Below are 25,951 nucleotides of genomic sequence, written 5' to 3' on the forward strand. Positions count from 1 at the left end.
GAGAGAGAGACAGAGAATGACCGACTTCCCCGCCGGGACGATCCTCGGCTACCCGCGCATCGGCCGCCGCCGCGAGCTCAAGCGCGCCGTCGAGCAGCACTGGGCCGGAGCCATCGACGAGGCGGCCCTGGAGGCCGTCGCGGCCGACCTGCGCGCGGCGACCCGCGCCCGGTTGGCCGACCTCGGACTCGGGCGCGGCGACTCCGCCATCCCGGAGTCGTTCTCCTTCTACGACCAGGTGCTCGATGCCGCGGCTGCGGTCGGGGCCCTTCCCGAGCGGTTCGACGACGTGCGCGCACCCGACGGCTCGATCGGCCTCGCCGCGTACTTCGCGGCGGCGCGCGGCGATGCCGGTCATGCCCCGCTCGAGATGACCAAGTGGTTCGACACGAACTACCACTACCTGGTTCCCGAGATCGGACCCGAGACTGTCTTCGCCCTCTCGAGCGACCGGTTCGCGCGCCAGGTCGCGCAGGCGCGCGCAGAGGGATACACGACCCGCCCGGTCGTGGTCGGACCCGTGACCCTCCTCGCGCTGGCGAAGGCGTCCGACGCCGCTCCGGAGGGCTTCACCCCTCTCGAGCGCCTCGACGACCTCCTGCCCGTCTACGGCCGCCTCCTCGCCGACCTCCGGGCGGCCGGTGCCGAGTGGGTGCAGCTCGATGAGCCGGCGCTCGTGAGCGAGAGCCTCGCGGCCCCGGAGGCCTTGGCGGAGGCGGCTGCACGCGCATACGACGTGCTCGGCGCGGCCGAGGACCGCCCCCGCATCCTCGTCGCGGCTCCCTACGCGCAGGTGACGGATGCCGCGTGGCGGATGCTCGCGGACGCGCCGGTCGAGGCTCTCGCCGTCGATCTCGTGCGCGGCGGAGTGCCGACCGCGCACCCGGGCCTTGCGGGCAAGACTCTTGTCGCGGGAGTGGTCGACGGACGCAACATCTGGCGCGGCGACCTCGCCGGGGCCTTCGACGCTCTCGAGCGGCTGCGCGATCTCGGCGCCGGCGCGGTGTCGGCGGGGACGTCGACCTCGCTCCAGCACGTGCCGCACGATGTGGTCGACGAGACCGAGCTCGACGAGCGACTCGCGTCGTGGCTCGCCTTCGCCGATCAGAAGGTCGAGCAGGTCGTCGCGCTGGCCCGGGGACGTGCCGAGGGTCGGGAGGCGATCGCCGATGCCCTGGACGCGGCATCCCTCGCCCTCGCCGATCGTCGCGAGGCGCCGGGCGTGCGCGACGGGTCCGTGCGCGAGCGTGCTGCGGCGCTGACGCAGGACGACTTCCGACGCGCCGAGTACGAGGTGCGGGTGGCGGCTCAGGACGCGGCGCTCGAGCTCCCGCTTCTGCCGACCACGACCATCGGATCGTTCCCTCAGACCGGAGAGATCCGGCGCGCCCGCGGCCGTCTCGCGCGCGGCGAATCGACGGTCGAGGAGTACGAGGGCTTCCTGCGCCAGGAGATCGCGCGGGTCGTCGCCCTGCAGGAGGACCTCGGACTCGACGTGCTGGTGCACGGGGAACCCGAGCGCAACGACATGGTCCAGTACTTCGCGGAGAACCTCGACGGGTTCGCGGTGACCCAGCACGGCTGGGTGCAGTCCTACGGTTCACGGGCGACGCGCCCGTCGATCCTGTGGGGGGACGTGTCGCGTCCGGCGCCCATCACCGTGGAGTGGGCGAGGTACGCGCAGTCGCTCACCGCCAAGCGGATGAAGGGGATGCTGACCGGTCCGGTGACGATCCTCGCCTGGTCGTTCGTGCGCGACGACCAGCCGCTGGCCGACACCGCGCGGCAGGTGGCTCTGGCTCTGCGCGACGAGATCGCCGACCTTGAGCAGGCCGGGATCGGCATCGTCCAGGTGGATGAGCCCGCGCTGCGCGAGCTGCTGCCGCTGGCGGCAGACGCGCAGGCCGACTACCTCGACTGGTCGGTGGGTGCCTTCCGGCTGGCGACGGCCGGCGCGGCCGACGCCACGCAGGTGCACACCCATCTCTGCTACTCGGAGTTCGCCGTGGTCATCGACGCGATCGCGGCTCTGGACGCCGACGTGACGTCGATCGAGGCGGCGCGAAGCCGGGGTGAGGTCATCGGCGACATCGCCGAGTCCGGGTTCTCGCACGGCGTCGGCCCGGGCGTCTGGGACATCCACTCGCCGCGGGTGCCGAGCGTGGAGGAGATCTCGGGCCTGGTCGAGCGCGCCGTCGAGGGGATTCCCGCGCGTCAGGTGTGGGTCAACCCGGACTGCGGGCTGAAGACCCGTGGCTACGACGAGACGGTCGCGGCGCTGCGCAACCTGGTCGAGGCGACGGATGCCGTCCGGAAGAGTCTGCGCATCACCGCGTGAGATGGGCAGGAGGGCCGGCGCGATGCGCCGGCCCTCCCGCTGTGTCCGCTACTTCTTGGCCGTCGGGCCGTCCGCGCCATCCGGGGTGTCCGGGATGACGGCCGTGTCTGTCGCGTCCGCGTCCGGGATGACGGCCGTGTCGGCGTCGCTCGGCGCCGTCTCGTCCTCGGCGGCCGCGCCGCCCGCGGCCGTCGCGCTCACACGAGACTTCGCGGAAGGCTTGCGGGCGGGTCGCGGCTTCGCGGCGGGGGCCGACTCCGCATCGGCCGCTGCCGCTGCTGCGGCGCTCTCGGGCCCCTCGGCCGGGGTTGCCGTCGGGGTTGGCGTGGGGGTCGCCGGCGCCGTCTCCGCGATAGCCATGGGGGTCGCGGCCGGCGCCGTCTCCGCGATAGCCATGGGGGTCGCCGCCGGCGCCGTCTCCGCGATCGTCGCGGCGAAGACGGCATCCGGCGATGCGCCCCCGGCCATCGCGGGCGAGGGCGCTGTCGCCTGCTCACCGAGGCTCTCGTCCTCGGCGACACGGGCCGCCGCGGCGCGTTCGATGTCATCGGGGCGCTTCTGCAGCAGCTCGAGCACCCACGTGACCAGCAGCGCGACGATCAGCACCAGGAAGATGTCGCCCACCGAGAGAGGACGCAGCAGGATCAGCCAGATGACTGCGAGCACCACGATGACGGTGCGCACGAGGACCCGCTGGCGGCCCATCCAGAGGCCGAATCGGCCGGTATCCATGCCGCGTGCGGCCAGCGACGTGCGGGCGCTGGCGTTGAGACCGCCGAAGAGCGCCCGGATGTGGCGCGCCGGCGCCCAACGCCCGGTGACCCAGCCGAGGATCGCGACCAGACCGCCGAGCAGGGCGATCACGAGGGCCGTGCGCTGCATGTCTTCGATGAGCGCGGTGTAGATCACGTCGAGCGCCGACGGCGACACCTTCAGAGTGGTGGCGGCACCGTTGACCGCGATGTCACCGGCCGAGAAGACCGCGGCCAGGAGCGCCCCGCTCAGCAGGAACGAGAGTCCGACGCCGAGCACCGCCGTCGAGCGGCGACGGGCGATCAGAATGCCGGCGGCGAAGAGCGCCAGAGTCACGAACGGGAGCCAGAGACCGGCGAAGTCGGCGATGGCGTAGACGGTGCGGATCGTGCCGACCGCCGACCCGTCGCCGATGATGATCGTCTTGTCGATGGAGGGGATGAGGGATGCTGCGCCCACCCCGGACGCCACCAGCTTCTGCTTGACCTGGTCGACGATGGGTCCGAGCTTCAGTCCGAGCCCCTGGTCGGTGAGGACGAAGGCGCCGTTGCCGTCGGAGGTCGCGGTGGTCACGAGGGCGCGGTGGGCCCCGCGGACGGCGGTCGCCCACACATCGGCGAACTGATCCGACTGGACGACCTTCGTGATCCCCGTCTGCACGAGGTTGTGCAGGCCGTCGGCCGCGGGCTTCTGAAGGAGCTTCAGGGCGTCGGTGGCGCGGGGCCCGAGGCCGAGACCGGAGATGCCGTCGATGACGTCGCCGGTGATCTGATTGAAGTCGACCTTCGCATCGATCGCGTCCATCGCCTCGCTGATGACGAGGTTCTGCACGTGCACGTCGTTCGCCAGCGGCGCCAGCGTCGCGACGAAGGTCTGCTCGTCGACGAGTTGGGTGCGCGCCCACACGCTCACGATCGACACAGGCACGAGGATCGCGGCGATGACGATGCACAGCGCCGACACGAAGGCGCGCCAGCCGCCCCCGCTCGGTTTCGACTTCTTGGCGTCGCGTGCGCCGTCGCCCGCGCCCGCGGCAGCCAGTCGCGCGTTCTCGGCCTCCAGCTGGGCGATCCGCCGCTCGAGCTCCGCCGTGCTCGGCGGTGCCACGGGCGGCGCTGCAGTCGTGTCGGTCATCGGGTGCCCCTCTCCTCGGCGCTCATCGCGCCGGTCCCCACCTATCCCCGAGCGCCGCCCGGCCTGAATGGAAGCCAGGGGCGTTTGCGACCATTGTGGCGGACGAGGCAGCGCCGCGGCATCCCCCGATCAGTATGAGACCGAGATGAAACCGTTCAGGCGGTTCACACCGCCCGCAGCACCGCCACGACCTTGCCGAGCACGGTCGCGTCGTCGCCGAGGATCGGCTCGAACGCGGAGTTGCGCGGCAGCAGCCACGTGTGTCCGTCGCGCTGGCGGAACGTCTTGACCGTCGCCTCTCCCTCGAGCATCGCTGCGACGATGTCGCCGTTCTCGGCCGTGGCCTGCGAGCGGACGACGACCCAGTCCCCGTCGCAGATGGCGGCGTCGATCATCGACTCGCCCGCGACCTTCAGCATGAAGAGGTCGCCCTTGCCGACGAGCTGTCGGGGGAGGGGGAAGATCTCCTCGACCTGCTGCTCGGCGGTGATCGGCACTCCCGCGGCGATGCGGCCGACGAGCGGGACGAGAGCGGCGTCGCCGACGGCGGGCGCCGTGTCGGCCGGGTTCTCGCTCGCGACGCCGGGGATGTCGATGAGCACCTCCATAGCCCGGGTCTTGCCGGCATCGCGGCGGAGGTAACCGCTGAGCTCGAGCTGGTTGAGCTGGTGCGTCACGCTCGACAGCGACTTCAGGCCCACCGCATCCCCGATCTCGCGCATGCTCGGCGGATAGCCGTAGCGCGCGATGGAGCGCTGGATGACCTCGAGGATCGCCATCTGCTTGTCGCTGAGGCTCTTGCGACGACGCGTCTGCGGACGCTCGGCGCGTTCGCGCTGAGTGCTCGGAGTGTCGGTCATGAGGCTCTCCTGTCTTCTGCCGCCTGGCAGTCGTCTTCGAATGTCGGAGGTCGGTGGTGTGCTCTTCCTGTCGAAACGGTATCCGGTGACGACGACAAGGCGGCCGAAGCCGGCGCGTGTCGCTCGGGATCCGCATCCGATTCGACGTCCTGCTTGACAGTTTAGAACATCGAAAGTAACTTCGGAAAAGAAGTTCGCACCCTGCGCTCCCAACCGAGCAGCCGATGCGAACCTCTCGCCACCAGGAGGACGACATGACCACCATCGGGATGACTGTGACCGGCATCCATGCCGTGCCTCGCTCCGAAGCGTCTGCGCACCCCACGCGCCTGCGGCTCACGCGTCGTGGTCGTCGCGTCGTGGCCGGCCTGGCGGCCCTTCCGGCCGTGGCCGGCATCCTCGCTGCGCTCGTCGTCGGCGGGGGAGCGGCGTTCGCGGCGAAGGATGCGGGGGCCCCTGTGCACTTCCGCACCGTCACGGTCGAGCCCGGCCAGTCGCTGTGGACGATCGCCGAAGAGGTGGCGCCGCAGGCGGATCCGCGTGATGTCGTCGACAGCATCATTCGGCTGAACGCGCTCGACAGCGTGACGGTGGACTCCGGCCAGGAGCTCGCGATCCCGGCGCAGTACTCCGCCGGGCACTGAGGCCTCGACCCACGACGAAACACCCGCTGTGGCGGCCCGTACGATGGGATGGGTGAGCCCCCTCGAAGACTTGCCCATCCGGGACGACCTGCGCGGCGTGAAGCCCTACGGCGCACCGCAGGTTCCGCTCCCGGTCGCCTTGAACGTCAACGAGAACACGCATCCCGTGCCACAGGATGTCGCGGACGACATCCTCGACTCCGTCGCCATCGCGCTGCGCGATGTGAACCGGTACCCCGACCGCGAGTTCACCGCTCTGCGCGAGGGATTCGCCGAGTACCTGGGCCACGGCCTCGAGCGCGACCAGATCTGGGCCGCGAACGGGTCCAACGAGGTGCTTCAGCACATCCTGCAGGCCTTCGGGGGTCCCGGGCGCACCGCCTTCGGCTTCAGCCCGACCTACTCGATGTATCCGCTCCTGACACGGGGCACGGGTGCATCGTGGGTCGCGGGCGAGCGCGAGCACGACTACACGCTGACGCCGGATGTCGCGGCGAGGCAGGTCGCGGATGCCCGGCCGGACGTCGTCTTCCTCTGCTCGCCGAACAACCCGACGGGCACGCCACTGTCGCTCGAGGTCGTCGAGGCGGTCTACGAAGCGTCCGACGGCATCGTGATCGTCGACGAGGCGTACTGGGAGTTCGCGCCGAAGGACGAGCGGTCGTCGTTGACGCTGCTCCCCGACCGGGAGCGGCTCGTCGTATCGCGCACCATGAGCAAGGCGTTCTCGTTCGCGGGCGCCCGGGTGGGCTACCTCGCCGCAGCGCCCGACGTCATCGACGCCCTGCGGCTCGTGCGCCTCCCGTATCACCTCAGCGCGCTGACGCAGGCCGCGGCGAGCGCGGCCCTCCGGCACGCCCCGGAGATGATGCGCGCAGTCGACGAGATCGTCGAGCAGCGCGACCGCATCTCGGCGACGGTCGAGGCGCTCGGCTACACCGCCCACGAATCGTGGACGAACTTCGTCCTGTTCGGCGATGTCGACGACCCGCACGCGACGTGGCAGCAGCTGTACGACCGCGGCGTGCTCATCCGCGACATCGGGATCCCGCACAGCCTGCGCGTCACGGCGGGCACCGAGGAGGAGACGACCGCGTTCCTCGACGCACTGGCCTCGCTAGGATCGGGCTCATGACGTCCGCGCGCACCGCCTCCCGCCGCCGTGCGACGAGCGAGTCCACGGTCGAGCTCGAGCTCAACCTCGACGGCACCGGCGTGAGCCGCATCGACACCACGGTCCCCTTCTTCGACCACATGCTCACCGCGTTCGCGAAGCACTCCCTGACCGACCTCACCGTGCGCGCCTCGGGCGACACCGACATCGACGCCCACCACACGGTCGAGGACGTGTCCATCGTCCTGGGTCAGGCGATCCGCGAGGCCCTCGGCGACAAGTCGGGCATCTCGCGCTACGGCGACGCGCTCGTGCCCCTCGACGAGGCCCTCGCGCAGGCGGTCGTCGACATCAGCGGGCGACCGTTCCTCGTCCACGAAGGGGAGCCTGCCGGTTTCGAGTACCACCTCATCGGCGGCCATTTCACGGGTTCGCTCGTGCGCCACTCGTTCGAGGCGATCGCGTTCCACGGGGGCATGACGGTGCACGTCCGCGTGCTCGGCGGCCGCGACCCGCATCACGTCGCCGAGGCGGAGTACAAGGCGCTCGCGCGCGCCTTCCGTCAGGCGAAGGCGCTCGACCCGCACGTGATCGGCATCCCGAGCACCAAGGGAGCGCTGTGAGCTCTCGCCCGCTCGTCGCCGTCCTGGACTACGGCAGCGGCAACGTCCACTCCGCGGTGAAGGCGCTCGACGCCGCGGGCGCCGACGCACGACTCACGGCGGATCGCGCGCTGATCCGAGACGCGGACGGGCTCGTCGTCCCGGGCGTCGGAGCCTTCCGGGCGGTGATGGATGCGCTGCGGGCCATCCGCGCCGACGAGATCATCGATCGTCGTCTCGCGGGCGGTCGTGCCGTGCTCGGCATCTGCGTCGGCATGCAGGTCATGTTCGAGCGCGGTGTGGAACGCGGTGACGACACCGAGGGGCTCGGCGAATGGCCGGGCGCCGTGACCGAGCTCGATGCGCCCGTCCTCCCGCACATGGGGTGGGACACGGTGCGCGCGGGTCAGGGTTCGCGGCTGTTCGCCGGCATCGAGGACGAGCGGTTCTACTTCGTGCACTCGTTCGGCGCCCAGCAGTGGCACCTGCAGAACACGGCGCCGCTGCCCGAACCGGTGCTGACCTGGTGCGACTACGGCGCCGCTCCCTTCCTCGCGGCCGTCGAGAACGGCCCGCTGTCGGCCACGCAGTTCCACCCCGAGAAGTCGGGGGATGCCGGCATCCGTCTGCTGACCAACTGGATCGCGACGCTCTGACGTCGTGCGGCGGCGTGCCGTCGCATCCATCGCCCGAAGAAACACGAGAGAGTCCATGACCCTGTTCTCCGACACCCCCCGTCTGGTCCTGCTGCCCGCCGTCGACGTCGCCGACGGCAAGGCCGTGCGCCTGACCCAAGGCGAGGCCGGCAGCGAGACGAGCTACGGAGACCCGGTGGATGCGGCCCGGGCCTGGGCCGACCAGGGCGCCGAGTGGATCCACCTCGTCGACCTCGATGCCGCCTTCGGCCGTGGCAGCAACGCGTCGATCCTCCGGCGCGTGATCCACCAGGTGCGGGGCGTGCAGATCGAGCTGTCCGGCGGGATCCGCGACGACGCCTCCCTCGAAGCGGCTCTCGAGGCGGGCGCGACGCGCGTCAACCTGGGCACGGCCGCGCTCGAGAACCCGGAGTGGGCCGCCGACGCGATCAGCCGCTACGGCGAGGCGATCGCGGTCGGTCTCGACGTGCGCGGGACGACTCTCGCCGCCCGCGGCTGGACGCGCGAGGGCGGCGACCTCTGGGAGGTGCTCGCCCGCCTGGAAGAAGCCGGATGCGCCCGCTACGTCGTCACGGACGTGACCAAGGACGGCACGCTCCGCGGTCCGAACCTCGAGCTCCTGCGCGAGCTGGCAAATCGCACCGACAAGCCCGTCGTCGCCTCAGGCGGCGTGTCGAGCCTCGACGACATCGCGGCGCTGCGTGAGCTCGTGCCGCTCGGCGTCGAGGGCGCCATCGTCGGCAAGGCGCTGTACGCGGGCGCCTTCACGCTGCCCGAGGCGCTGGATGTCGCAGGACGCTGACGCCCCGCACCCTGGCGGCGGGCACGACCACGCGGCGCACCGCGCCGACTCGGCGGGGCAGCCGTGGCAGGGCCGCTCGTTCGAGCCGAATCCGCATGCCGCGGATGACGGCTCCGCCGACCCGGCGCTGCTCGCGGCGCTGACGGGGTTCCGTGCCGGGGAGTGCGACGAGGTCGCGATCGTCGAGGCGTATCGCACGGCGCGCCTGCTCATCCCGCTCGTCGCCGAGAAGGGCGACGAGGGTGTCGGCGCGCACGGGCTGCCCGTCGACAAGACGCAGGAGCTGTCGATCGTGACGGTCGCCGCCCCCGACGGCCGCCGCATCCTCCCCGTCTTCACGTCCGTCGAGACTCTGGGGCGATGGGACGCGGCAGCCCGGCCGATCCCTGCCGAGGGCGTCCGCACGGCGTTGGCGGCCGCGGCCGACGAGACCGACCTCATCGTGATCGATCCGGCCTCGGACACCGAGTTCGTCCTGCGTCGCCCCGCGGTCTGGGCGATCGGCCAGGGACTCGCGTGGGAGCCGTCCTACCGTTCACCGGAGGTCTACGCGGGCCTTCAGCGGAGCACGGCGGGCGAGCTCGCCGTCATCGACCTGGCGGTCGCTCCCGGCGATCCGACCGGGCGGCTGCGCGGTCCCGAGCTCGTCGTGGAGCTGCACCTCATGGCGGGGCTCGACCAGTCCGAGCTCGATGCCGTGCTCGCGCGGCTCGCGCGCCGCTGGGCGGCCGACGACCGTATCGCCGTGCTCGTCGATTCGCTGACCGTCAAGCTCCGCAGAGGCGACTGACCGGCGCCGGCCGCCCCGTGTCGCCGGATCGGCGCACGGAGTAGCGTGCCGATGGATGCTGCGGAGGTGACACATGGCGGATCCTGCGTCGGCCGACATCGATCGCGCCGTGCTGGCGCTGGCGCACGCCCGCGCCCTGGAGTGGCGGCGCGGCCTCGAAGATCGCCCCATTTCACCGCGCGTCGGCGCGGACGCGGTGAAGGACGCCCTCGGTCGCGAGCTTCCCGAGACGGGGGAGGATGCCGCGTCCGTCGTCGCCCGTCTCGCCGACGCCGCCGAGCCGGGGATCATGGCGATGGGCAGTCCGCGGTTCTACGGCTGGGTGATCGGCGGCGCGCAGCCCGCGGCCCTCGGGGCGGACTGGCTGGTGTCGACGTGGGATCAGAACACGGCGATGCGCGCGGTGACTCCTGGAGTGGTGGCGGCGGAGGAGCTCGCCGGGGAGTGGATCCTCGACCTGCTCGGCCTGCCCTCGACCGCCGACGTCGGTTTCGTCACCGGGGCGACGATGGCGAACTTCACGTGCCTGGTCGCGGCCCGCGACGAGGTCCTGCGGCGCGCGGGCTGGAATGCCGCGGTCGATGGGCTCGCGGGGGGACCCCGCATCCGTCTCCTGGTCGGCGCCGAGCGCCACGACACCGTCGATCACGCCGCGCGGATGGCGGGCCTCGGCGCACCGCGGGTGGTGGATGCCGACGACCAGGGGCGCCTCGTGCCGACGGCGCTCGCGAGGGCGCTGGGGGATGGGGAAGGCCCCGCGATCGTCGCGCTGCAGGCCGGCAATCTCCACTCCGGCGCGTTCGACCCGCTGGAAGAGGCGATCGCGGTCGCGCACGCGGCGGGGGCATGGGTCCACGTCGACGGCGCCTTCGGACTGTGGGCGGCCGCATCGCCACGCACCCGTCACCTCACCGCGGGGCTCGATGGCGCGGATTCGTGGGCGACCGACGCCCACAAGACGCTCAGCGTCCCCTACGACTGCGGGGTGGCGATCGTCGCCGACCCCCGGGCGCTGCGTGCCGCGATGGGGATGTCGGCCGCCTATCTGGCTACGGTGGCGAGCGCCGACCACGCCGATCCGCACGACCGCGTCCCCGAGCTGTCGCGTCGGGCGCGGGGCGTGCCGACGTGGGCGGCGCTGCGCGCGATGGGCCGCAGCGGCACGATCGCCCTCGTCGATCGCCTCGCCGGCAGCGCCTCCCGCATCGCGACCGGGCTGTCGCGGCTCCCGGGCGTCGAGATCCTCAACGACGTCGTCTTCACCCAGGTGTGCGCGACGCTCGACACGGACGAGCGCACCGACGAGTGGGCCGACGCGCTCCGGGCGGCGGGGGAGGCCTTCGCGTCGTCCTCCCGCTGGCATGGGCGTTCGGTGCTGCGCTTCTCGGTCAGCAACTGGGCGACCGACGACGCCGAGGTCTCCCGCACGCTGGCTGCCGCATCCCGCGCCCTGCCCCGATCGTGACGGTCAGGTGACCGGGCCGGTCCACTTCTCGCCCGGCCCCTGCCCGATCGGGTCGGGCACGACCGAGGCCTCGCGGAAGGCCAGCTGGAGTGAGCGCAGGCCGTCGCGCAGCGAGCGCGCGTGCACGTCGCTGATCTCGGGCGCACCGGCGGTGATGAGACCGGCGAGCGCGTTGATGAGCTTGCGAGCCTCGTCGAGGTCGGTCTGGGTCTCGGGGTCATCGGCGAGGCCGACCTTCACGGCGGCCGCGCTCATCAGATGGACCGCGGCGGTGGTGATGACCTCGACGGCGGGCACGTCCGCGATGTCGCGCGTGGCGGATGCCGCGGCCCGCTCCTGGTCTTCCCACTGCGTCCTGCGGCCGTCGTCACCCTGAATCGTGTCCACGTCTTGCTCTCTGATAGACTGTTGCGGGCTCCGGAGCGTTCTGCTCCGAGACGAAAGAGGATCACATCCCACCCGCGCTTGCCGCTCCAGGCTACCGGGTCGAGCACTCCGCCCCCTCCGGGGGGGTAGCGAGGGTGCAGGAGCCGGTGCGGAAACGCACCGTGCCTCGGGTGGAGTGTTCCTTCTTCCGCCCGCGACGCTCCCCGTGCCGCGGTGGCTCATCCACCCGCACGAAAGAGGAGTTCCGCATCAGCGATCCCCGCACCAATGAGCGCATCCGTGTGCCCGAGGTCCGACTCGTCGGGCCGAACGGCGAGCAGGTCGGCGTCGTCAGCATCCAGGTGGCGCAGCGCCTGGCTCAGGAGGCCGACCTCGATCTCGTCGAGGTCGCACCCAACTCGAAGCCGCCCGTCGTCAAGATCATGGATTACGGGAAGTTCAAGTACGAGGCCGCGCAGAAGGCGAAGGAAGCCCGCCGCAACCAGGCGAACACGGTCCTCAAGGAGGTCCGCTTCCGGCTGAAGATCGAGGCCCACGACTACACGACCAAGCTCAAGCGCGCCGAGGGCTTCCTCCAGTCCGGCGACAAGGTGAAGGCCATGATCCTGTTCCGCGGCCGCGAGCAGTCGCGTCCCGAGCAGGGCGTCCGCCTGCTCCGCAAGTTCGCGGAGGATGTGGCCGAGTTCGGCACCGTCGAGTCGAACCCCACGATCGACGGTCGCAACATGGTCATGGTGATCGCCCCGCACAAGAACAAGTCCGAGGTGAAGACCGAGCAGAACGCCGCACGCGCCGCCAACAAGGAGGCGGCCCGTCAGGCGCGAACCGGTGCAGCACCCGAGTCCGGCTCCGGCGAGGCCCCCGAGGCCCACGTCCCCGCTGCAGAGGCGGCGGCGGAGTAGCACTCCCCAAGACTCCCGCACCCGCGGGTTGAGACTCCCGCTCGGCGGGAAACACCACGAAGGCCCTCTGGGGCCCCACCACCGAAGGAACGACAATGCCGAAGCAGAAGACGCACTCCGGCGCCAAGAAGCGCTTCAAGGTCACCGGCACCGGGAAGCTCATGAAGCAGCAGGCGAACCTTCGCCACAACTTCGAGGGCAAGCCCAGCCGCCGCACCCGCCGCCTCTCGCAGGAGCAGGTCCTGGCACCGGGCGACGCGAAGGTCGCCAAGAAGCTTCTCGGTCGCTGAGCGGCCCGCAAAGGTTAGGAACGAAACGAAATGGCTAGAGTCAAGCGGGCCGTCAACGCCCACAAGAAGCGTCGCGTCATCCTCGAGCGCGCCTCGGGTTACCGTGGCCAGCGTTCGCGCCTGTACCGGAAGGCGAAGGAGCAGGTCACCCACTCGCTCGTCTACGCGTACCGCGACCGCCGCAAGCGCAAGGGCGACTTCCGCCGCCTGTGGATCCAGCGCATCAACGCCGCGAGCCGCGCGAACGGCATCACGTACAACCGCTTCATCCAGGGCCTGGGCCTTGCGGGCGTGCAGGTCGACCGTCGCATGCTCGCCGAGCTGGCCGTGAACGAGCCGAAGGCCTTCGCCTCGCTCGTCGAGGTCGCCAAGAAGGCGCTGCCCTCGGACGTCAACGCCCCCAAGGCGTAAGCATCCATCGAAGGGGCGTCCTCCTGCGGTTCTTCCGCGGAGGACGCCCCTTCGTCGTTCCCGGGGCGTCACACGATGGATGCCGCGGGCTTCCCCAGAACGGCCCCGGCCTCGCGGCGTCCGGTCCGCGCTGCGAGGAGGGCGACCCCGAACACGAGCGACCACAGCAGGTAGACGAAGTAGGTGAAGTAGAAGGGCGCGAGGATGCCGCAGATCCCGCCGATCACCGAGAACACGCCGAGCCACATCGGCACGTGACGGCGGACGGCGAGGACGATGCCGATGATCCCCACGCACATCGCCGGCCCGCACATGGCAAGGGCGTGCCCGATCTCGGTGAGGACGTAGACCACCGGCGCAGGGACGCCCGACCGGATGGCGCTTCCCCCTTCGGCCATCGCGACATCGACTCCTCCTGCCAGCCACGCGCCGGTGACGCCCAGTGCTGCACCGATCGTCGCGAGTGCCGAAAGCGGGTTACCCAGGCCAGGAAGCTTGCGCAGCGCGGCGCCGAAGACGACCAGCGCCAGGACCCCGAGGCCGGCGATGTACCAGAGGACGAGGGCCGTCGCCTGATGGCCCGGTGCGACGTACGACGTGACGTCGCCGATCCGGTAGTCGCCCCCGGGCGATCCGGTGAACATGAGTCCGGCGGCGGTGGTGACGGCGTAGACGAGGACGCCCACCCCCGCATATCGGGGGATGGATGCGGCGCGCGCCGCCGGCGCGGCGTGCGAGATGGATGTGTTCGACATGACTTCTCCTTCGTTCCCAGCCCCCTGTGGGCCTCTCATCGGAACGCTAGGAGCGACGCCCCATCCCAGTCGTCGTGACGGGGAACGATCTTCTTCTCCCCTCCTGTATCACCACGGAACGTCCGGCGGCATCCGGACGCGCTATGGGCGTCGTCCCGGGAGACGATCGCGAGTCCTCCCCACGGAGGATGCGCGGGCGCCTCGGCCGGATCTACTGTGGGGGCCGTGACACGCCGCAGCTGGATCTTCGACATCGCGATCGCGGTCGGCGTCGCGGCGCTGGGCGTCGCCGAGGCCGTCTGGGGCGTGAACGCGACCCATCGTCAGGGACCCGCGTGGGCCGAGGCGGCGCTGTACGTCGTCACGGGCCTCGTCCTCGTCATCCGTCGCATCGCCCCGATCACCTGCATGGCGGTGATCGCCGGTGTCAGCGCCCTGGAGTTCGCGATCTACGGCGCGCCCGAAGGGCTCGGCATCGCGGCCCCGACCGCCATCGCCGCGTACTCCGCGGCGCGCTACGTCGACCGCCGCCGGTCGTGGTGGGGACTTGTCATGGTCGGGGTGATCTGGTTGGCGTGGGATCTGTTCGATCCGGTGGTCACGACACCTCTGATGCGGCTTGCGCACCTCGTGTGGGCGTCGCCCTGGGTCGTCGCGTGGCTCGTGGGAGCGCTTGTACGCAGCCAGGTGCTGGCCGCGGCGCAGCGACGTGCGGCGCGCAGCGAATCGGAGGCGCGGGCTGTCGCCGAGGAGCGCAACCGCATTGCGCGCGAGCTTCACGACGTCATCGGGCACAGCGTCAGCGTCATGACCGTGCAGGCGTCGGCCGTGCGTCGCCGCCTTCGCGTCGACCAGGAGGCCGAGCGGCAGGCGCTCGAGACAGTCGAGGCTGTCGGCCGCGAGGCGCTCGGCGAGATGCGGCGCATGGTGGGCATGCTGCGTCAGGACGATGACCACGTCGGGCGCCAGCCGACGCCCGGCCTCGAGCAGGTCGACACGCTGATCGCCAAGTTCCGCGATGCCGGGCTCCCGGTCGAGTACCGCACGACCGGTCTGAACGGGGAGCTGCCGGCGGGCCTCGACCTCACCGCGTACCGGGTGATCCAGGAGGGGCTGACGAACGCTCTGCGGCATTCGGTGGACCCGCACCATGTGCGCGTCGAGGTCTCGGATGCCGACGGCCTCGCCATCACGGTCCGCGACGACGGGCAGGCCGTCGAGGGCGACGCCGAGCCGGGGCACGGACTTCTGGGGATGCGCGAGCGCGTCACGCTGTATGGCGGACGACTCTTCGCCGGGGCCGCGGAGGGTGGCGGCTTCGAACTCGTCGCGCGCTTCCCGCCGCGTGCAGGCCTGACACCCGTGGACGGAGCGACATGACGATCGGCGTCCTGATCGCGGATGACCAGACGCTGGTGCGCCGCGGCTTCCGAATGATCCTCGAGATCGAGCCGGATCTGGAGGTGGTCGGCGAGGCTGCCGACGGTCGCGAAGCCGTCGCGGTCGCACGTGAACTCCGGCCGGACATCGTGCTCATGGACGTGCGGATGCCGGGGATGGACGGGATCGACGCCACTCGGGACATCGTCGCCGATCCGGCGGTGGGGGAGAGCACCAAGGTTCTCATGCTGACGACGTTCGACATGGACGAGTACGTGTTCGACGCGCTGCAGGCCGGCGCCAGCGGATTCCTCCTCAAGGATGTGCAGCCCGAGGTGCTCGTGGCGGGGATCCGGTCGGTCCACGCCGGCGAATCGCTTCTCGCGCCGAGCGTCACACGACGGATGATCACCTCCTTCCTGCGGCGTCCGCGCGCCGAAAGCGGTCCTGGTGACGCCGGCTACAGCCTCCTCACCAACCGCGAGCGCGATATCCTCCCGCTCCTCGCCCGGGGCTTGACGAACGCGGAGATCGCCGACGAGCTGGTGGTCTCGGAGACCACCGTGAAGACGCACGTCGGGCGCGTGCTCACGAAGCTGGGTCTGCGCGACCGCGTGCAGGCCGTCATCTACGCGTACGAGCACGGCCTCGCCGGCTGATCCCGGTCCCGGTTGCCGCAGGAACGCGCAGAGCACGTCGGAGGATGCCGCGACCCTAGACTTGAGGCGTGCTGGAGAATCCGCGGTCGCCGCGTGTGCGCGCCGTCGCCAAGCTGACGAAGCGCAGTGCGCGCGACGAGACCGGGATGTTCCTCCTCGAGGGTCCGCAGGCGGTCCGTGAGGCGCTCGCAACCAGGCCCGAGGCGATCGTCGACCTGTTCGCGACGCCGACCGCGATGGAGCGGCATCCCGATCTGCGCAGCGGCGCCGCCGGAGTCGGACACGAGGTCGTCTACGCCACTGAGGCGGTGCTCGACGCGATGGCCGATACGGTCACACCCCAGGGCGTCGTCGCGGTCGCGCGGCAGTTCCCGGCATCTGTCCGTGATGTCTTCGCCGAACGCCCGCGCCTCATCGCCATCTGCGAGGAGGTGCGCGACCCGGGCAATCTCGGCACCATCATCCGTGCTGCGGATGCGGCGGGCGCCGACGCCGTCGTGCTGACCGGCCGCACGGTCGACCCGTACAACCCGAAGGTGGTCCGCTCGACCACGGGCTCGCTGTTCCACATCCCCATCACGGTGGGCGGCGACCTCGCCGATATCGCCGGCCGCGCCCGCGGCGCCGGGCTGCGGGTGATCGCGGCGGACGTGAAGGGCGACGACCTGCTCGAGGCACGGGCGAAGGGCCTGCTGGCCGAGCCCACCGCGTGGCTGTTCGGCAATGAGGCGCGGGGCCTGACCGACGAGGCTCTGGCTCTCGCCGACACCGCGCTGCGGCTGCCGATCTTCGGCCGCGCCGAGTCGCTCAATCTCGCCACGGCGGCCAGCGTCTGCCTGTACGAGTCGGCTTTCGCGCAGCGTTCGTGACGCACGGAAAGGCCGCGCATCCGAAGATGCGCGGCCCTCGGACGGCTGTTCGGGTCAGCCGTTCGCTCCCGCTTCCTTCGTCGTGATCGACGTGCCCTCGAGCTTGTTGGCGTTCTCAGCCCACTTCTGCGAGAAGGTGTCGGACAGCTTCACCATCGACACGTCCTTGCCGAGCGCCTTGTACATGGCCGCGATGGTGGCGGGGCCACCGGCCGGCATGATGCCGTCGGGGAGGAACTGGCCCTTGTCGGTCGTCAGGCCGGAGATGTAGTCGGCCTTCGAGATCGTCGCGTTCTGGACGTACTCGCTGGGCAGCTTGTCGGCGATCTCCGCGGCCGAGTGGTCGTGGATCCAGTGCATCGTCGCCACGAGCGCGTCGACGACCCGCTGTGTCGCGTCCTTGTGGGCATTGATCCACTCGGCGTGGCCGATGAGGCCCGCTGCGGGCCACGCGCCGCCGACGGCCTTCTGCGCGCCTGCGGTCGACGCGAAGTCGAACGCCGTTGTCGCCAGGTTCTGGCTGGTCAGAGCCGTGACGGTGGGCTGGGTCGTCATGACGCAGTCGACGGCCCCCTGCTTGATCGCAGCGATCGCGGTCGCACCGGCGTGCACGGCGACTGTCGTGTAGTCCTTCTGGGTGAGCCCGGCCTGGTGCGCGACGAACTGGGTGAGGGTGTCGGTGCCCGAGCCGAGATCCGTGACGCCCATCTTCTTGCCCTTGATGTCGGCCGCGGTCTTCACGCCGCTGCTCGGCGTGCACATCAGCCGCTCGCCGGGGGCGCCGGAGAGCTGGACGACGTTGGTGATGTCCTTGCCCTTCGACTGGAGGTCGATCGTGTGGTTGTACCACGCGCCGGCGAAATCGACGGTGCCGGAGACCATGGCGTCCTCGGCTCCGACGCCGCCGTTCTGTTCGGTCGAGAGCTCGACGTTGACGCCGTACTTCTTGTAGAAGCCGAGCTGGTCGGCCAGCTTGTACGGCAGGTAGATCTGCTTGTCGATGCCGCCGACCATGATCCTCACGGTCGGCATCGGCGTCGACGATCCGCCGGCGGCTGCGCCGGTCGTGGTGCCGCTGCTGCAGGCGGCGAGGCCGAGCGCCAGTGCTCCGACCACCGCGACGCTCGCGATGCGCTTGTTCATGGGTTTCCTTTCGCTGTGCCGAGGACACTCGGCGTTTCTTGGGGGTGAGACGTTGCTCGGGTGAGGGGAGGGTCAGATGGATGCGGCTTCGCTGCGGTTCGGCGGCCGCCACTTGAGCACCGCGCCTTCGAACAGCGAGATGAGGTACTCGGCCACGAGGGTGAACACGGCGATGATGACCATGCACGCGAAGACCGTGTTGGGGTCGAAGCTGCCCTGCGCCTGGCTGATGATCAGTCCGATGCCTTTCTGGGCGCCGAGGACCTCGGCGACGAGGGCGCCGATGATCGCGAAGCCGAACGCGGTGTGCAGGCTCGCCACGATCCAGGTCATCGCGGACGGGATGGTGACGTGCCGCGCGATCTGCAGCGGCGAGGCGCCGAGCACCCGCACGTTGGCGACGAGGTTCGGGTCGACCTCCCGCACGCCCTGGAAGGCGTTGAAGAAGACCGCGAAGAAGACCAGCACGGCGGCGAGGTAGATCTTCGCCGGCATCCCGAGGCCGAACGCCACGATGAAGATCGAGCCGAGGACGATGCGCGGGATCGCGTTGAGGATCTTGATGTACGGTCCGCCGACCTCCGCGAGGTAGCGGTTGCTCCCCAGGAGGATGCCGAAGACCACGCCCAGGGCGGTTCCCAGCGCGAATCCGAGGAGAGCCTCCTGGATGGTGACCCACAGGTTCTCCCAGATGGATCCGAACGCGGTGCCGACCGTGAACAGGTGCACCAGGCTGTCCCAGATGGCCGTCGGCTGTCCGAAGAAGAACGAGTCGACGATCGCGTGCTTCTTGTCGGGGAGCGAGGTCAGCAGCTGCCAGCCGCCGAGGACGACGACCAGGAGCATGATGCGTCCGACCCAGACCAGCGCGATGTGTCGCGCACGCTGACGCCGCCCCTTCGCCTGGAGTTCGTGCTCGGACTCGGGCGGCAGGACCGCCTGCGCCTCGCTGGAGCTGTAGAGCTGCCCGCCGTAGACATCCGCCTGTGGCGTGGTCGAGAGATAGCTGGTCATGCCGCGACCGTCCTTTCGTAGGCGCGCGTGACTTCGTCACGCAGCGACTGCCAGATCTCGCCCTGCAGTTCGAGGAAACGCCGCTCGTGACGGATGTCCTGCACGTTGCCGCGCGGCCGCGGCAGGTCGATGTCGAAGACCTTCTTGATCGAACCGGGGCTGGAGGTCATGACGGCCACCCGGTCGGAGAGCGCGACGGCCTCGTCGAGGTCGTGCGTGATGAACAGCACCGAGGGGCGCAGCTGCTCCCACAGCTGCAGCAGCTCGCCCTGCATGATCGACTTCGTCTGCACGTCGAGGGCGCCGAACGGCTCGTCCATGAGCAGGATGCGCGGGTTGTTGATGAGTGCGGCCGCCATCGCGACGCGCTTGCGCATGCCGCCCGAGAGCTGGTGGGGGTAGCGGTCCTCGAATCCGTTGAGGCCGACCCGGCGCAGCCAGTCCCGGGCGAGGTCGATCGCCTCGCGCTTGGGGGTTCCGGTGAGCAGCGGGCCCATCATCACGTTGGCGAGCACGGTCTTCCAGGGGAAGAGCGAGTCGGCCTGGAACATGTAGCTGACGCCCGCGGTGATCCCCTCCACCGTCTGCCCGCCGACACGCACGGTGCCGGCGCTCGGCCGCTCCAAGCCGGAGACCTGCCCCAGCGTCGTCGACTTGCCGCAGCCGGTCGGGCCGACGATCGCGCAGAACTGCCCGGGTTCGACAGTCAGCGTCACGTCCTTAATGGCCGTGAACGGCTCGCCGTTCGGCGTGAGGAAGCGTTTGGTGAGTCCCACGATCTCGATCCGCGCGGAGGTGTCCGCGGCGGGAGACGGGGGCGCGTCGGCGGTGAGCGCGTCGCCCATGATGTTCAGACCTCTCTGTCCGTGTGGTGGAGCGATCTCATCGTGCGCGGGCCGCCCCCTGGGTGTCGCGCTTGTGCGCCATCCGTGCGTTGTGCCCTTTTGCATGCCTTCTGCGCGTTCTGCTCAGCGTTGAGATGGCTCCGGGGTTCGGTCCGGTCGGCGACGGGTGGGAGAATCGGTGTCCATGCGACGAAGCATGCGGAAGATCTCGACGCAGATCTTCCTGGCCCAGCTGGTCATCCTGACCGCGTCGCTCGCGCTCGGATTCGTGCTGTTCACGGCGACTGCCCGGGCGCAGATCGACGAGGACTTCCAAGCACGCGCCGCCGTCATCGGGCAGACGGTCGCCGTGGTTCCCGAGATCCAGGCATGCATGGCACATCCCGCACCCGGCTGCGATCGCGCGATCCAGGACTTCGCCACCGCGACGACGAGGTCCACCGGCGCCCGCTATGTCGTCGTGATCGACATGGATCGCGTCCGGCATTCCCACCCCAACCCCGCCCTGATCGGACACAAGGTGAGTGAGCCGATCGTCACGACGGACGGCCTGGTGCATCTGCGTGTCGACCACGGCTCGACGGGCGACACCGCGAACGCGCGTGTTCCGCTGTACGCGCCGGACGGCACGACGATGGCCGGCGAGGTGTCGGTCGGGATTCTCGAAGACACGGTGTCCAGCGAACTGCTCGCCGAGTTGCCGTCCTACGCGGCCTGGTTCCTCCTGGCGCTGGGTATAGGCGCCCTCGCGTCGTGGCTGCTGGCACGTCGGATGAAGCGCCGGACGTTCGGCCTCGAGCTCGACGAGATCGCGCAGCTGCTGCAGGAGCGCGAGGCGACGCTGCACGGCATCCGCGAGGGCGTCGTCGGCATCGGGCCGGACGGGCGCATCACCGTCATGAACGACGAGGCCCAGCGACTGCTCGGCGTCGCGCCGGGCACCGGAAAACGGCTGGAGGAGGTCATCCCTCCCGGTCCGCTCCGGGACGCGCTCACCGATCAGCGCAGCGGGAAGGACGAGATCGTGCTGACGGACGACCGCTGGCTGGTCGTGAACCGGATGCCGGTCACCCTTGCCGGCGCCTCGCACGGGGTCGTGGTGACCCTGCGCGACCGTACCGACATCGAGGGCCTCACGCGCGAGCTCGACGGAGAGCGCAGCCTCACCGACTCCCTCCGGGCGCAGCAGCACGAGTTCTCCAACCGCATGCACGCGCTCGCGGGGCTGCTCGAGCTCGATCGCCCGGACGAGGCGCTCGAGTACCTCACCGAGCTGCGCGGGCTCTCGGCCGACCTCGACCAGACGCTGCGCACCCGCATCCGCGCCCCGCACATCGTGGGACTCCTCCTGGGCAAGGCCGCGGAGGCGAGCGAGCGGGGGATCGAGCTCGTGATCGCGCCGGAGACCTCGATCAGCGAGGCGCCCGAGCGCCTGCGGCTGCTCACCACCGTCATCGGCAACCTCGTCGACAACGCCTTCGACGCCCTCGCCGGGGCTCCCGCGCCGAGGCGCGTGACGGTGTCGGCCGTGGAGACGGCGGAGGACGTCGTCGTGACCGTCTCGGACAACGGCCCGGGAGTTCCGCCGGGAGAGATCGCGCATATCTTCCGCAACGGCTACACGACCAAGCGGGGCTCGCTCGTGCGGCACAGCGGTCTCGGGCTCGCGCTCGTCCACGACGCCGTGGTCAAGGCGGGGGGCACCGTCAGCGTCGACAACGACGAGGGCGCCGTCTTCCGCGTGGTCATCCCGCGCGCGGACGAGTCGGCTGCGGTGACGACGTGAGCGACGACATCACGGTCCTCGTCGTCGACGACGACTACCACGTCGCGAGCGTCCACGCTGGGTTCGTCGGGCGGGTCCCGGGCTTCCGTGTGGTCGGCGAGGCGCACACCGCCGCCGAGGCGCTCGCCGAGTCGGCGCGACTGCATCCGGATCTCGTCCTCATGGACATCTATCTGCCCGACGGGGACGGCCTCGACGTCACGCGCACCCTGCTCGCGCGCGCGGATGCGCCGGCCGTGATCGTCGTGTCGGCGGCGAGGGATGCGGCGTCCCTCCGCACCGCGGTGCAGCTCGGGGCCGTCCACTACCTCATGAAGCCGTTCGGCTTCGCCGACCTCGCCGAGCGACTGAACGGGTTCCGTGAGGCGCACGCCCAGTGGGGCCGGATGCCGGACGAGGCGACGCAGGCCGACGTGAACCGGATCTTCGGGCTGCTGAGGGGCGGCGCATCCACTCCTGCGCCCGTCTCGGTCGACACCTCCCGTCTCGCGCCCACCCTGCGCCTCGTCTACGAAGTCGTCGCCACGACCGGGCCGATGTCGGCGGTCGAAGTCGCCTCGGCCGTCGGTATCAGCCGGGCCACCGCCCAGCGGTATCTCGCCCAGCTGGAGCAGTCCGGGCTCGTCCGACTGGACCTCCGCTACGGGTCGACCGGACGCCCGGAGCACCGCTACTCGCTGCGCTCCTGAGGGCCGCTCCTGAGGGGCTCCTGTGGCCTTCCTCAGGAGTGGGGCCCGCCGAGGCAGTCGCACCGCCCCCGGTAGACTCGGTTCTCGTGTCCGACGCACCTCAGATCACCCCAGAAACGGTCGCCGAAGCCGTCGATGCCGCGCTCGCGGCGATCGCCGCGGCATCCGACACCGCCGAGCTGAAGGCCGCCCGCAGCGCGCACTCCGCGGAGGGCTCGCCGCTCGCGCGACTGAACGCGAGCCTGCGCGACGTCGCCCCCGAGCACAAGGCCGAGTTCGGCAAGCTCGTCGGCCAGGCCCGCGGCCGGGTGAGCCAGGCGCTCGCGGCTCGCGAGGTCGAGCTCGCCGAGGCCGAGACGGCCGCGCGGCTCGAGGCCGAGCGCGTGGACATCACGGCGCTGGCCCAGCACGCGCGGGTCGGGGCGCGGCATCCCGTGTCGCTCCTCCAGGAGGAGATCTCCGACATCTTCGTCGGCATGGGATGGGAGATCGCCGAAGGACCCGAGCTCGAGCACGAGTGGTTCAACTTCGACGCCCTGAACTTCGACGCCGACCACCCCGCTCGCCAGGAGCAGGACACGTTCTACGTCGACCCCGTCACGCGCCACCTCGTGCTGCGCACGCACACGAGCCCCGTGCAGGTGCGCTCGATGCTCGAGCGCGAGCTGCCGGTGTACGTCCTGTGCCCCGGTCGCGTGTACCGCACCGACGAGTTCGACGCCACGCACCTGCCCGTCTTCACCCAGTTCGAGGGTCTCGTCGTGGACAAGGGGATCACGATGGCGAACCTCAAGGGGACGCTCGACCACGTCGCCCGCCAGCTTTTCGGCGCGGAGGCGAAGACGCGCTTCCGCACGAACTTCTTCCCCTTCACCGAGCCCTCCGCCGAGCTCGATCTGTGGCACCCGACCTTCAAGGGCGGCGCGCGCTGGATCGAGTGGGGCGGCTGCGGGATGATCAACCCCAACGTGCTGCGCGCCGCGGGGATCGACCCCGAAGTGTACTCCGGGTTCGCGTTCGGGATGGGCGTCGAGCGGGCGGTCATGTTCCGCTCGGATGTGCAGGACATGCGCGACATGGCCGAGGGCGATGTCCGATTCAGCGAGCAGTTCGGGATGGTGGTGTGATGCGCGTCCCGCTTTCGTGGCTGCGTGAGTTCGTCGAGGTCCCGGCGGAGACGACCCCCGAGGACGTCCTCGCGGCGCTCGTGCGCGTCGGATTCGAGGAGGAGGACGTCCACCGCTTCGAGCTGTCCGGTCCGATCGTCGTCGGACAGGTGCTCGAGTTCGTTGAGGAGCCGCAGTCCAACGGCAAGACCATCCGCTGGTGCCAGGTGGACGTCGGGGAGTCGGAGCCCCGCGGCATCGTGTGCGGTGCGCGCAACTTCTTCGAGGGCGACAAGGTCGTGGTGTCGCTCCCGGGCGCCGTGCTGCCCGGGCCGTTCCCCATCGCCGCACGCAAGACGTACGGCCACGTGTCCGACGGCATGATCGCCTCGGCGCGCGAGCTCGGCCTCGGCGAGGAGCACGACGGCATCCTGCGGCTCGCGCAGCTCGGCATCGACGCACCCGTCGGCACCGACGCGATCGCCCTCCTCGGCCTCGACGACGTCGCCGTCGACATCAACGTGACGCCCGACCGGGGCTACGCGCTGTCGATCCGCGGCGTCGCCCGCGAGTACTCGCACTCCACCGGCGCGGCCTTCCGCGATCCGGCCGAGCGCCTGTGGGAGGAGCTCGTCCCGGGCGCCGGCTTCCCGATCGCCGTCGTCGACGACGCGCCCATCCGCGGCCGGGTCGGCGCATCCGAGTTCGTGGCGCGTGTGGTGCGCGACGTCGACCCCGCCAAGCCCACGCCGGCGTGGATGGTGGCGCGCCTGACGCTCGCCGGAATCCGCTCGCTCGGCATCCTGATCGACATCACCAACTACGTGATGATCGAGCTCGGCCAGCCGATCCACGGCTACGACCTCGACAAGCTGCAGGGTGGCATCACGGTCCGCCGCGCTGCGCCCGGGGAGACGATCGAGACGCTCGACGGGAAGGTCCGCACCCTCGATCCCGAGGACCTCCTCATCACCGATGACTCCGGCCCGATCGGACTCGCCGGTGTCATGGGCGGCGGCACCACCGAGATGAGCGACACGACGCGCAACGTGCTCGTGGAGGCCGCGGCCTTCGACACCGTCTCGATCGCCCGGACCGCGCGCCGGCACAAGCTGCCCAGCGAGGCGTCCCGCCGGTTCGAGCGCGGCGTCGACCCGCTCATGCCGTTCGTCGCCGCGCGCCGCGTGGCCGACCTCATGGTCGAGTACGCCGGCGGCACGAGCGACGAGGAGTTCGGCGGGGCGTTGTTCGCCGAGGTGCTCGTCCCGGGCATCGTGCTGCCTCCGGACTTCGTCCAGGGGCTCATCGGCGTCGACTACACCGCCGGCGAGATCGAGGCCGCGCTGCGGCTGATCGGATGCGAAGTCGCCGCCGCCGACGCGCAGGGCTGGCACGTCATCCCGCCCACGTGGCGCCCCGACCTCACCGACAAGTGGACCCTCGCCGAGGAGGTCGGCCGCATCGAGGGGTACGACCGCATCCCGTCGATCCTGCCGACCCCGCCCTCGGGCCGCGGCCTCACGGCGGCGCAGAAGGGCCGCCGTCGTGTCGCCAACGCCCTCGCGGCAGCGGGGCTGGTCGAGACGCCCTCGTTCCCGTTCACGACCCAGGAGCAGAACGACCTGCACGGCTCCGCCTCCGGCGAGCACGTGCCGAGCGTCAAGCTCGCGAACGCGCTGGACGCCCAGGCCCCGTACCTCCGCCGCTCCCTCCTGCCCGGTCTCCTCCAGGTCGCCCACCGCAATGTGTCGCGCGGCTTCACCGACGTCGCCCTGTTCGAGACCGGCACCGTCTTCCTGCCGGAGCCGGGCGTCGAGTACGGCACCGAGACCGTCCCGCCTCTCGCGGTGCGGCCGGATGACGAGACCCTCGCGCAGCTCGACGCCTCGCTGCCGCCGCAGCCGCGGCACGTCGCCGTCCTGTTCGCGGGCAACCGCGTCGCCAAGCAGCCCGGACAGGCGCCGATCGCCGCCGACCTCTCCGATGCCCTCGACGCCGTGCGCACGATCGCGTCGGCGGCGGGCGTCACGATCGAGGTCGCCCAGTCCCGGCGTGCCGCCCTGCACCCGGGTCGCACCGGCGTGCTGAGCGTCGGCGCCACTGAGGTCGGCTACGTCGGGGAGCTGCTGCCTGCCGTCTCCGAGGCCGCCGATCTCCACGGACGCGTGGTCGTCGCCGAGCTGAACCTCGACCTCGTGCTGTCGCTCGCGGGCGAGCGGGTCGTCGCAGCCTCCCTGTCGGGCTTCCCCGCGGCGACGCAGGACGTGTCGCTCGTCGTGCCGGCCGACGTGCCCGCGGCGGATGTCGCCGCCGCACTCGTCAAGGGTGCCGGTGCGCTGCTCGAGTCGCTTCATGTCGTCGACGACTACCGCGGCGCCGGCATCCCCGACGACGCCAAGAGCCTGACGTTCGCGCTCCGCTTCCGCGCCGCCGACCGCACTCTCACGGCGGCCGAGGCGACGGATGCGAAGCTCTCCGGTGTGGCCGAGGCCGAGAGTCGCTTCCACGCGAAGCTCCGCGACTGACGACGGGTGTCGACGCCCTCCGGCGGGCGTAG

General features: G+C 70.8%; 25 protein-coding genes. 18 read left to right on the forward strand and 7 right to left on the reverse strand.

What is annotated here, in order from left to right; genetic code table 11:
* Positions 1 to 16 precede the first annotated feature (16 nt).
* Positions 17 to 2,338: a 5-methyltetrahydropteroyltriglutamate--homocysteine S-methyltransferase gene (metE, locus tag AC0NZN_RS15840; protein ID WP_474593283.1), complete on the forward strand. Its 2,322-nt coding sequence runs from the start codon at positions 17 to 19 to the stop codon at positions 2,336 to 2,338.
* 48 nt (positions 2,339 to 2,386) lie between these two features.
* On the opposite strand, the gene AC0NZN_RS15845 is transcribed toward metE, so the two are convergent.
* A complete protein-coding gene (locus AC0NZN_RS15845; RefSeq protein WP_474593284.1) occupies positions 2,387 to 4,225 on the reverse strand; it encodes a hypothetical protein in 1,839 nt (612 codons plus the stop codon).
* A 164-nt stretch (positions 4,226 to 4,389) separates the two neighbouring features.
* Positions 4,390 to 5,085 (reverse strand): transcriptional repressor LexA, encoded by a 696-nt coding sequence (gene lexA / locus AC0NZN_RS15850; protein WP_474593285.1) that lies wholly within the window; start codon positions 5,083 to 5,085, stop codon positions 4,390 to 4,392.
* 254 nt (positions 5,086 to 5,339) lie between these two features.
* On the opposite strand from lexA, the gene AC0NZN_RS15855 reads away from it, so the two are divergent.
* The 7 genes from AC0NZN_RS15855 to AC0NZN_RS15885 all read left to right on the forward strand — a co-directional run bounded on the left by AC0NZN_RS15855 (position 5,340) and on the right by AC0NZN_RS15885 (position 11,158).
* Positions 5,340 to 5,729, forward strand: a complete 390-nt coding sequence (locus tag AC0NZN_RS15855) for a LysM peptidoglycan-binding domain-containing protein (protein ID WP_474593286.1) — start codon at positions 5,340 to 5,342, stop codon at positions 5,727 to 5,729.
* Between the two features lie 43 nt (positions 5,730 to 5,772).
* A complete protein-coding gene (locus AC0NZN_RS15860) occupies positions 5,773 to 6,864 on the forward strand; it encodes a histidinol-phosphate transaminase (protein ID WP_474593319.1) in 1,092 nt (363 codons plus the stop codon).
* Entirely contained in the window at positions 6,861 to 7,466 is a 606-nt protein-coding gene (hisB, locus tag AC0NZN_RS15865; protein ID WP_474593287.1) for an imidazoleglycerol-phosphate dehydratase HisB, read from the forward strand. The genes AC0NZN_RS15860 and hisB overlap by 4 nt, the downstream gene beginning before the upstream one ends.
* Positions 7,463 to 8,101 carry an imidazole glycerol phosphate synthase subunit HisH gene (gene hisH / locus AC0NZN_RS15870; RefSeq protein WP_474593288.1) on the forward strand — a complete coding sequence of 213 codons (639 nt, stop codon included), beginning with the start codon at positions 7,463 to 7,465 and terminating at the stop codon, positions 8,099 to 8,101. Before hisB ends, hisH begins: the two co-directional genes overlap by 4 nt.
* A gap of 55 nt (positions 8,102 to 8,156) precedes the next feature.
* Complete coding sequence (gene priA, locus AC0NZN_RS15875; RefSeq protein WP_474593289.1) at positions 8,157 to 8,903, forward strand: bifunctional 1-(5-phosphoribosyl)-5-((5-phosphoribosylamino)methylideneamino)imidazole-4-carboxamide isomerase/phosphoribosylanthranilate isomerase PriA; 747 nt, start codon at positions 8,157 to 8,159, stop codon at positions 8,901 to 8,903.
* Entirely contained in the window at positions 8,887 to 9,693 is an 807-nt protein-coding gene (locus AC0NZN_RS15880; protein ID WP_474593290.1) for an SseB family protein, read from the forward strand. The genes priA and AC0NZN_RS15880 overlap by 17 nt, the downstream gene beginning before the upstream one ends.
* A 73-nt stretch (positions 9,694 to 9,766) precedes the next feature.
* Entirely contained in the window at positions 9,767 to 11,158 is a 1,392-nt protein-coding gene (locus AC0NZN_RS15885; protein ID WP_474593291.1) for a pyridoxal phosphate-dependent decarboxylase family protein, read from the forward strand.
* A 3-nt stretch (positions 11,159 to 11,161) separates the two neighbouring features.
* On the opposite strand, the gene AC0NZN_RS15890 is transcribed toward AC0NZN_RS15885, so the two are convergent.
* Entirely contained in the window at positions 11,162 to 11,536 is a 375-nt protein-coding gene (locus tag AC0NZN_RS15890) for a DUF1844 domain-containing protein (RefSeq protein WP_474593320.1), read from the reverse strand.
* Between the two features lie 290 nt (positions 11,537 to 11,826).
* Here AC0NZN_RS15890 and infC point away from each other — a divergent pair, with 290 nt between their 5' ends.
* From infC to rplT, 3 genes are all read left to right on the forward strand, one after another.
* The gene (gene infC / locus AC0NZN_RS15895; RefSeq protein WP_474593292.1) at positions 11,827 to 12,447 is read left to right on the forward strand and encodes a translation initiation factor IF-3; all 621 of its coding nucleotides are present in this window, start codon (positions 11,827 to 11,829) and stop codon (positions 12,445 to 12,447) included.
* Between the two features lie 95 nt (positions 12,448 to 12,542).
* Complete coding sequence (gene rpmI / locus AC0NZN_RS15900) at positions 12,543 to 12,737, forward strand: 50S ribosomal protein L35 (RefSeq protein ID WP_474593293.1); 195 nt, start codon at positions 12,543 to 12,545, stop codon at positions 12,735 to 12,737.
* 30 nt (positions 12,738 to 12,767) lie between these two features.
* Complete coding sequence (gene rplT / locus AC0NZN_RS15905) at positions 12,768 to 13,148, forward strand: 50S ribosomal protein L20 (RefSeq protein ID WP_320943758.1); 381 nt, start codon at positions 12,768 to 12,770, stop codon at positions 13,146 to 13,148.
* Between the two features lie 68 nt (positions 13,149 to 13,216).
* On the opposite strand, the gene AC0NZN_RS15910 is transcribed toward rplT, so the two are convergent.
* Positions 13,217 to 13,903: a hypothetical protein gene (locus AC0NZN_RS15910; RefSeq protein ID WP_474593294.1), complete on the reverse strand. Its 687-nt coding sequence runs from the start codon at positions 13,901 to 13,903 to the stop codon at positions 13,217 to 13,219.
* Positions 13,904 to 14,128: 225 nt separating this feature from the next.
* On the opposite strand from AC0NZN_RS15910, the gene AC0NZN_RS15915 reads away from it, so the two are divergent.
* The 3 genes from AC0NZN_RS15915 to AC0NZN_RS15925 all read left to right on the forward strand — a co-directional run bounded on the left by AC0NZN_RS15915 (position 14,129) and on the right by AC0NZN_RS15925 (position 16,811).
* On the forward strand, positions 14,129 to 15,283 hold the full coding sequence (locus AC0NZN_RS15915) for a sensor histidine kinase (protein WP_474593295.1): 1,155 nt from the start codon (positions 14,129 to 14,131) through the stop codon (positions 15,281 to 15,283).
* Positions 15,280 to 15,942, forward strand: coding sequence for a response regulator (locus AC0NZN_RS15920; RefSeq protein ID WP_474593296.1), 663 nt, complete (start codon positions 15,280 to 15,282; stop codon positions 15,940 to 15,942). The genes AC0NZN_RS15915 and AC0NZN_RS15920 overlap by 4 nt, the downstream gene beginning before the upstream one ends.
* 68 nt (positions 15,943 to 16,010) lie before the next feature.
* Positions 16,011 to 16,811 (forward strand): TrmH family RNA methyltransferase, encoded by an 801-nt coding sequence (locus AC0NZN_RS15925; RefSeq protein WP_474593297.1) that lies wholly within the window; start codon positions 16,011 to 16,013, stop codon positions 16,809 to 16,811.
* A 54-nt stretch (positions 16,812 to 16,865) separates the two neighbouring features.
* Here AC0NZN_RS15925 and AC0NZN_RS15930 read toward each other — a convergent pair whose 3' ends face one another.
* The 3 genes from AC0NZN_RS15930 to AC0NZN_RS15940 form a co-directional block, all read right to left on the reverse strand.
* Positions 16,866 to 17,954 (reverse strand): ABC transporter substrate-binding protein, encoded by a 1,089-nt coding sequence (locus AC0NZN_RS15930; protein WP_474593298.1) that lies wholly within the window; start codon positions 17,952 to 17,954, stop codon positions 16,866 to 16,868.
* Positions 17,955 to 18,026: 72 nt separating this feature from the next.
* Positions 18,027 to 18,968, reverse strand: a complete 942-nt coding sequence (locus tag AC0NZN_RS15935; protein ID WP_474593299.1) for an ABC transporter permease — start codon at positions 18,966 to 18,968, stop codon at positions 18,027 to 18,029.
* Positions 18,965 to 19,813: an ABC transporter ATP-binding protein gene (locus tag AC0NZN_RS15940; RefSeq protein WP_474593300.1), complete on the reverse strand. Its 849-nt coding sequence runs from the start codon at positions 19,811 to 19,813 to the stop codon at positions 18,965 to 18,967. The genes AC0NZN_RS15935 and AC0NZN_RS15940 overlap by 4 nt, the downstream gene beginning before the upstream one ends.
* Before the next feature lie 184 nt (positions 19,814 to 19,997).
* On the opposite strand from AC0NZN_RS15940, the gene AC0NZN_RS15945 reads away from it, so the two are divergent.
* The 4 genes from AC0NZN_RS15945 (at position 19,998) to pheT (ending at position 25,919) form a co-directional block, all read left to right on the forward strand.
* The gene (locus AC0NZN_RS15945; RefSeq protein ID WP_474593301.1) at positions 19,998 to 21,599 is read left to right on the forward strand and encodes a sensor histidine kinase; all 1,602 of its coding nucleotides are present in this window, start codon (positions 19,998 to 20,000) and stop codon (positions 21,597 to 21,599) included.
* On the forward strand, positions 21,596 to 22,288 hold the full coding sequence (locus tag AC0NZN_RS15950) for a response regulator (RefSeq protein WP_474593302.1): 693 nt from the start codon (positions 21,596 to 21,598) through the stop codon (positions 22,286 to 22,288). The genes AC0NZN_RS15945 and AC0NZN_RS15950 overlap by 4 nt, the downstream gene beginning before the upstream one ends.
* Positions 22,289 to 22,374: 86 nt before the next feature.
* Positions 22,375 to 23,415 (forward strand): phenylalanine--tRNA ligase subunit alpha, encoded by a 1,041-nt coding sequence (pheS, locus tag AC0NZN_RS15955; RefSeq protein WP_474593303.1) that lies wholly within the window; start codon positions 22,375 to 22,377, stop codon positions 23,413 to 23,415.
* A complete protein-coding gene (pheT, locus tag AC0NZN_RS15960; protein ID WP_474593304.1) occupies positions 23,415 to 25,919 on the forward strand; it encodes a phenylalanine--tRNA ligase subunit beta in 2,505 nt (834 codons plus the stop codon). The genes pheS and pheT overlap by 1 nt, the downstream gene beginning before the upstream one ends.
* Positions 25,920 to 25,951: the final 32 nt, after the last annotated feature.

The sequence above is a fragment of the Microbacterium sp. sgz311019 genome, from assembly GCF_056135325.1.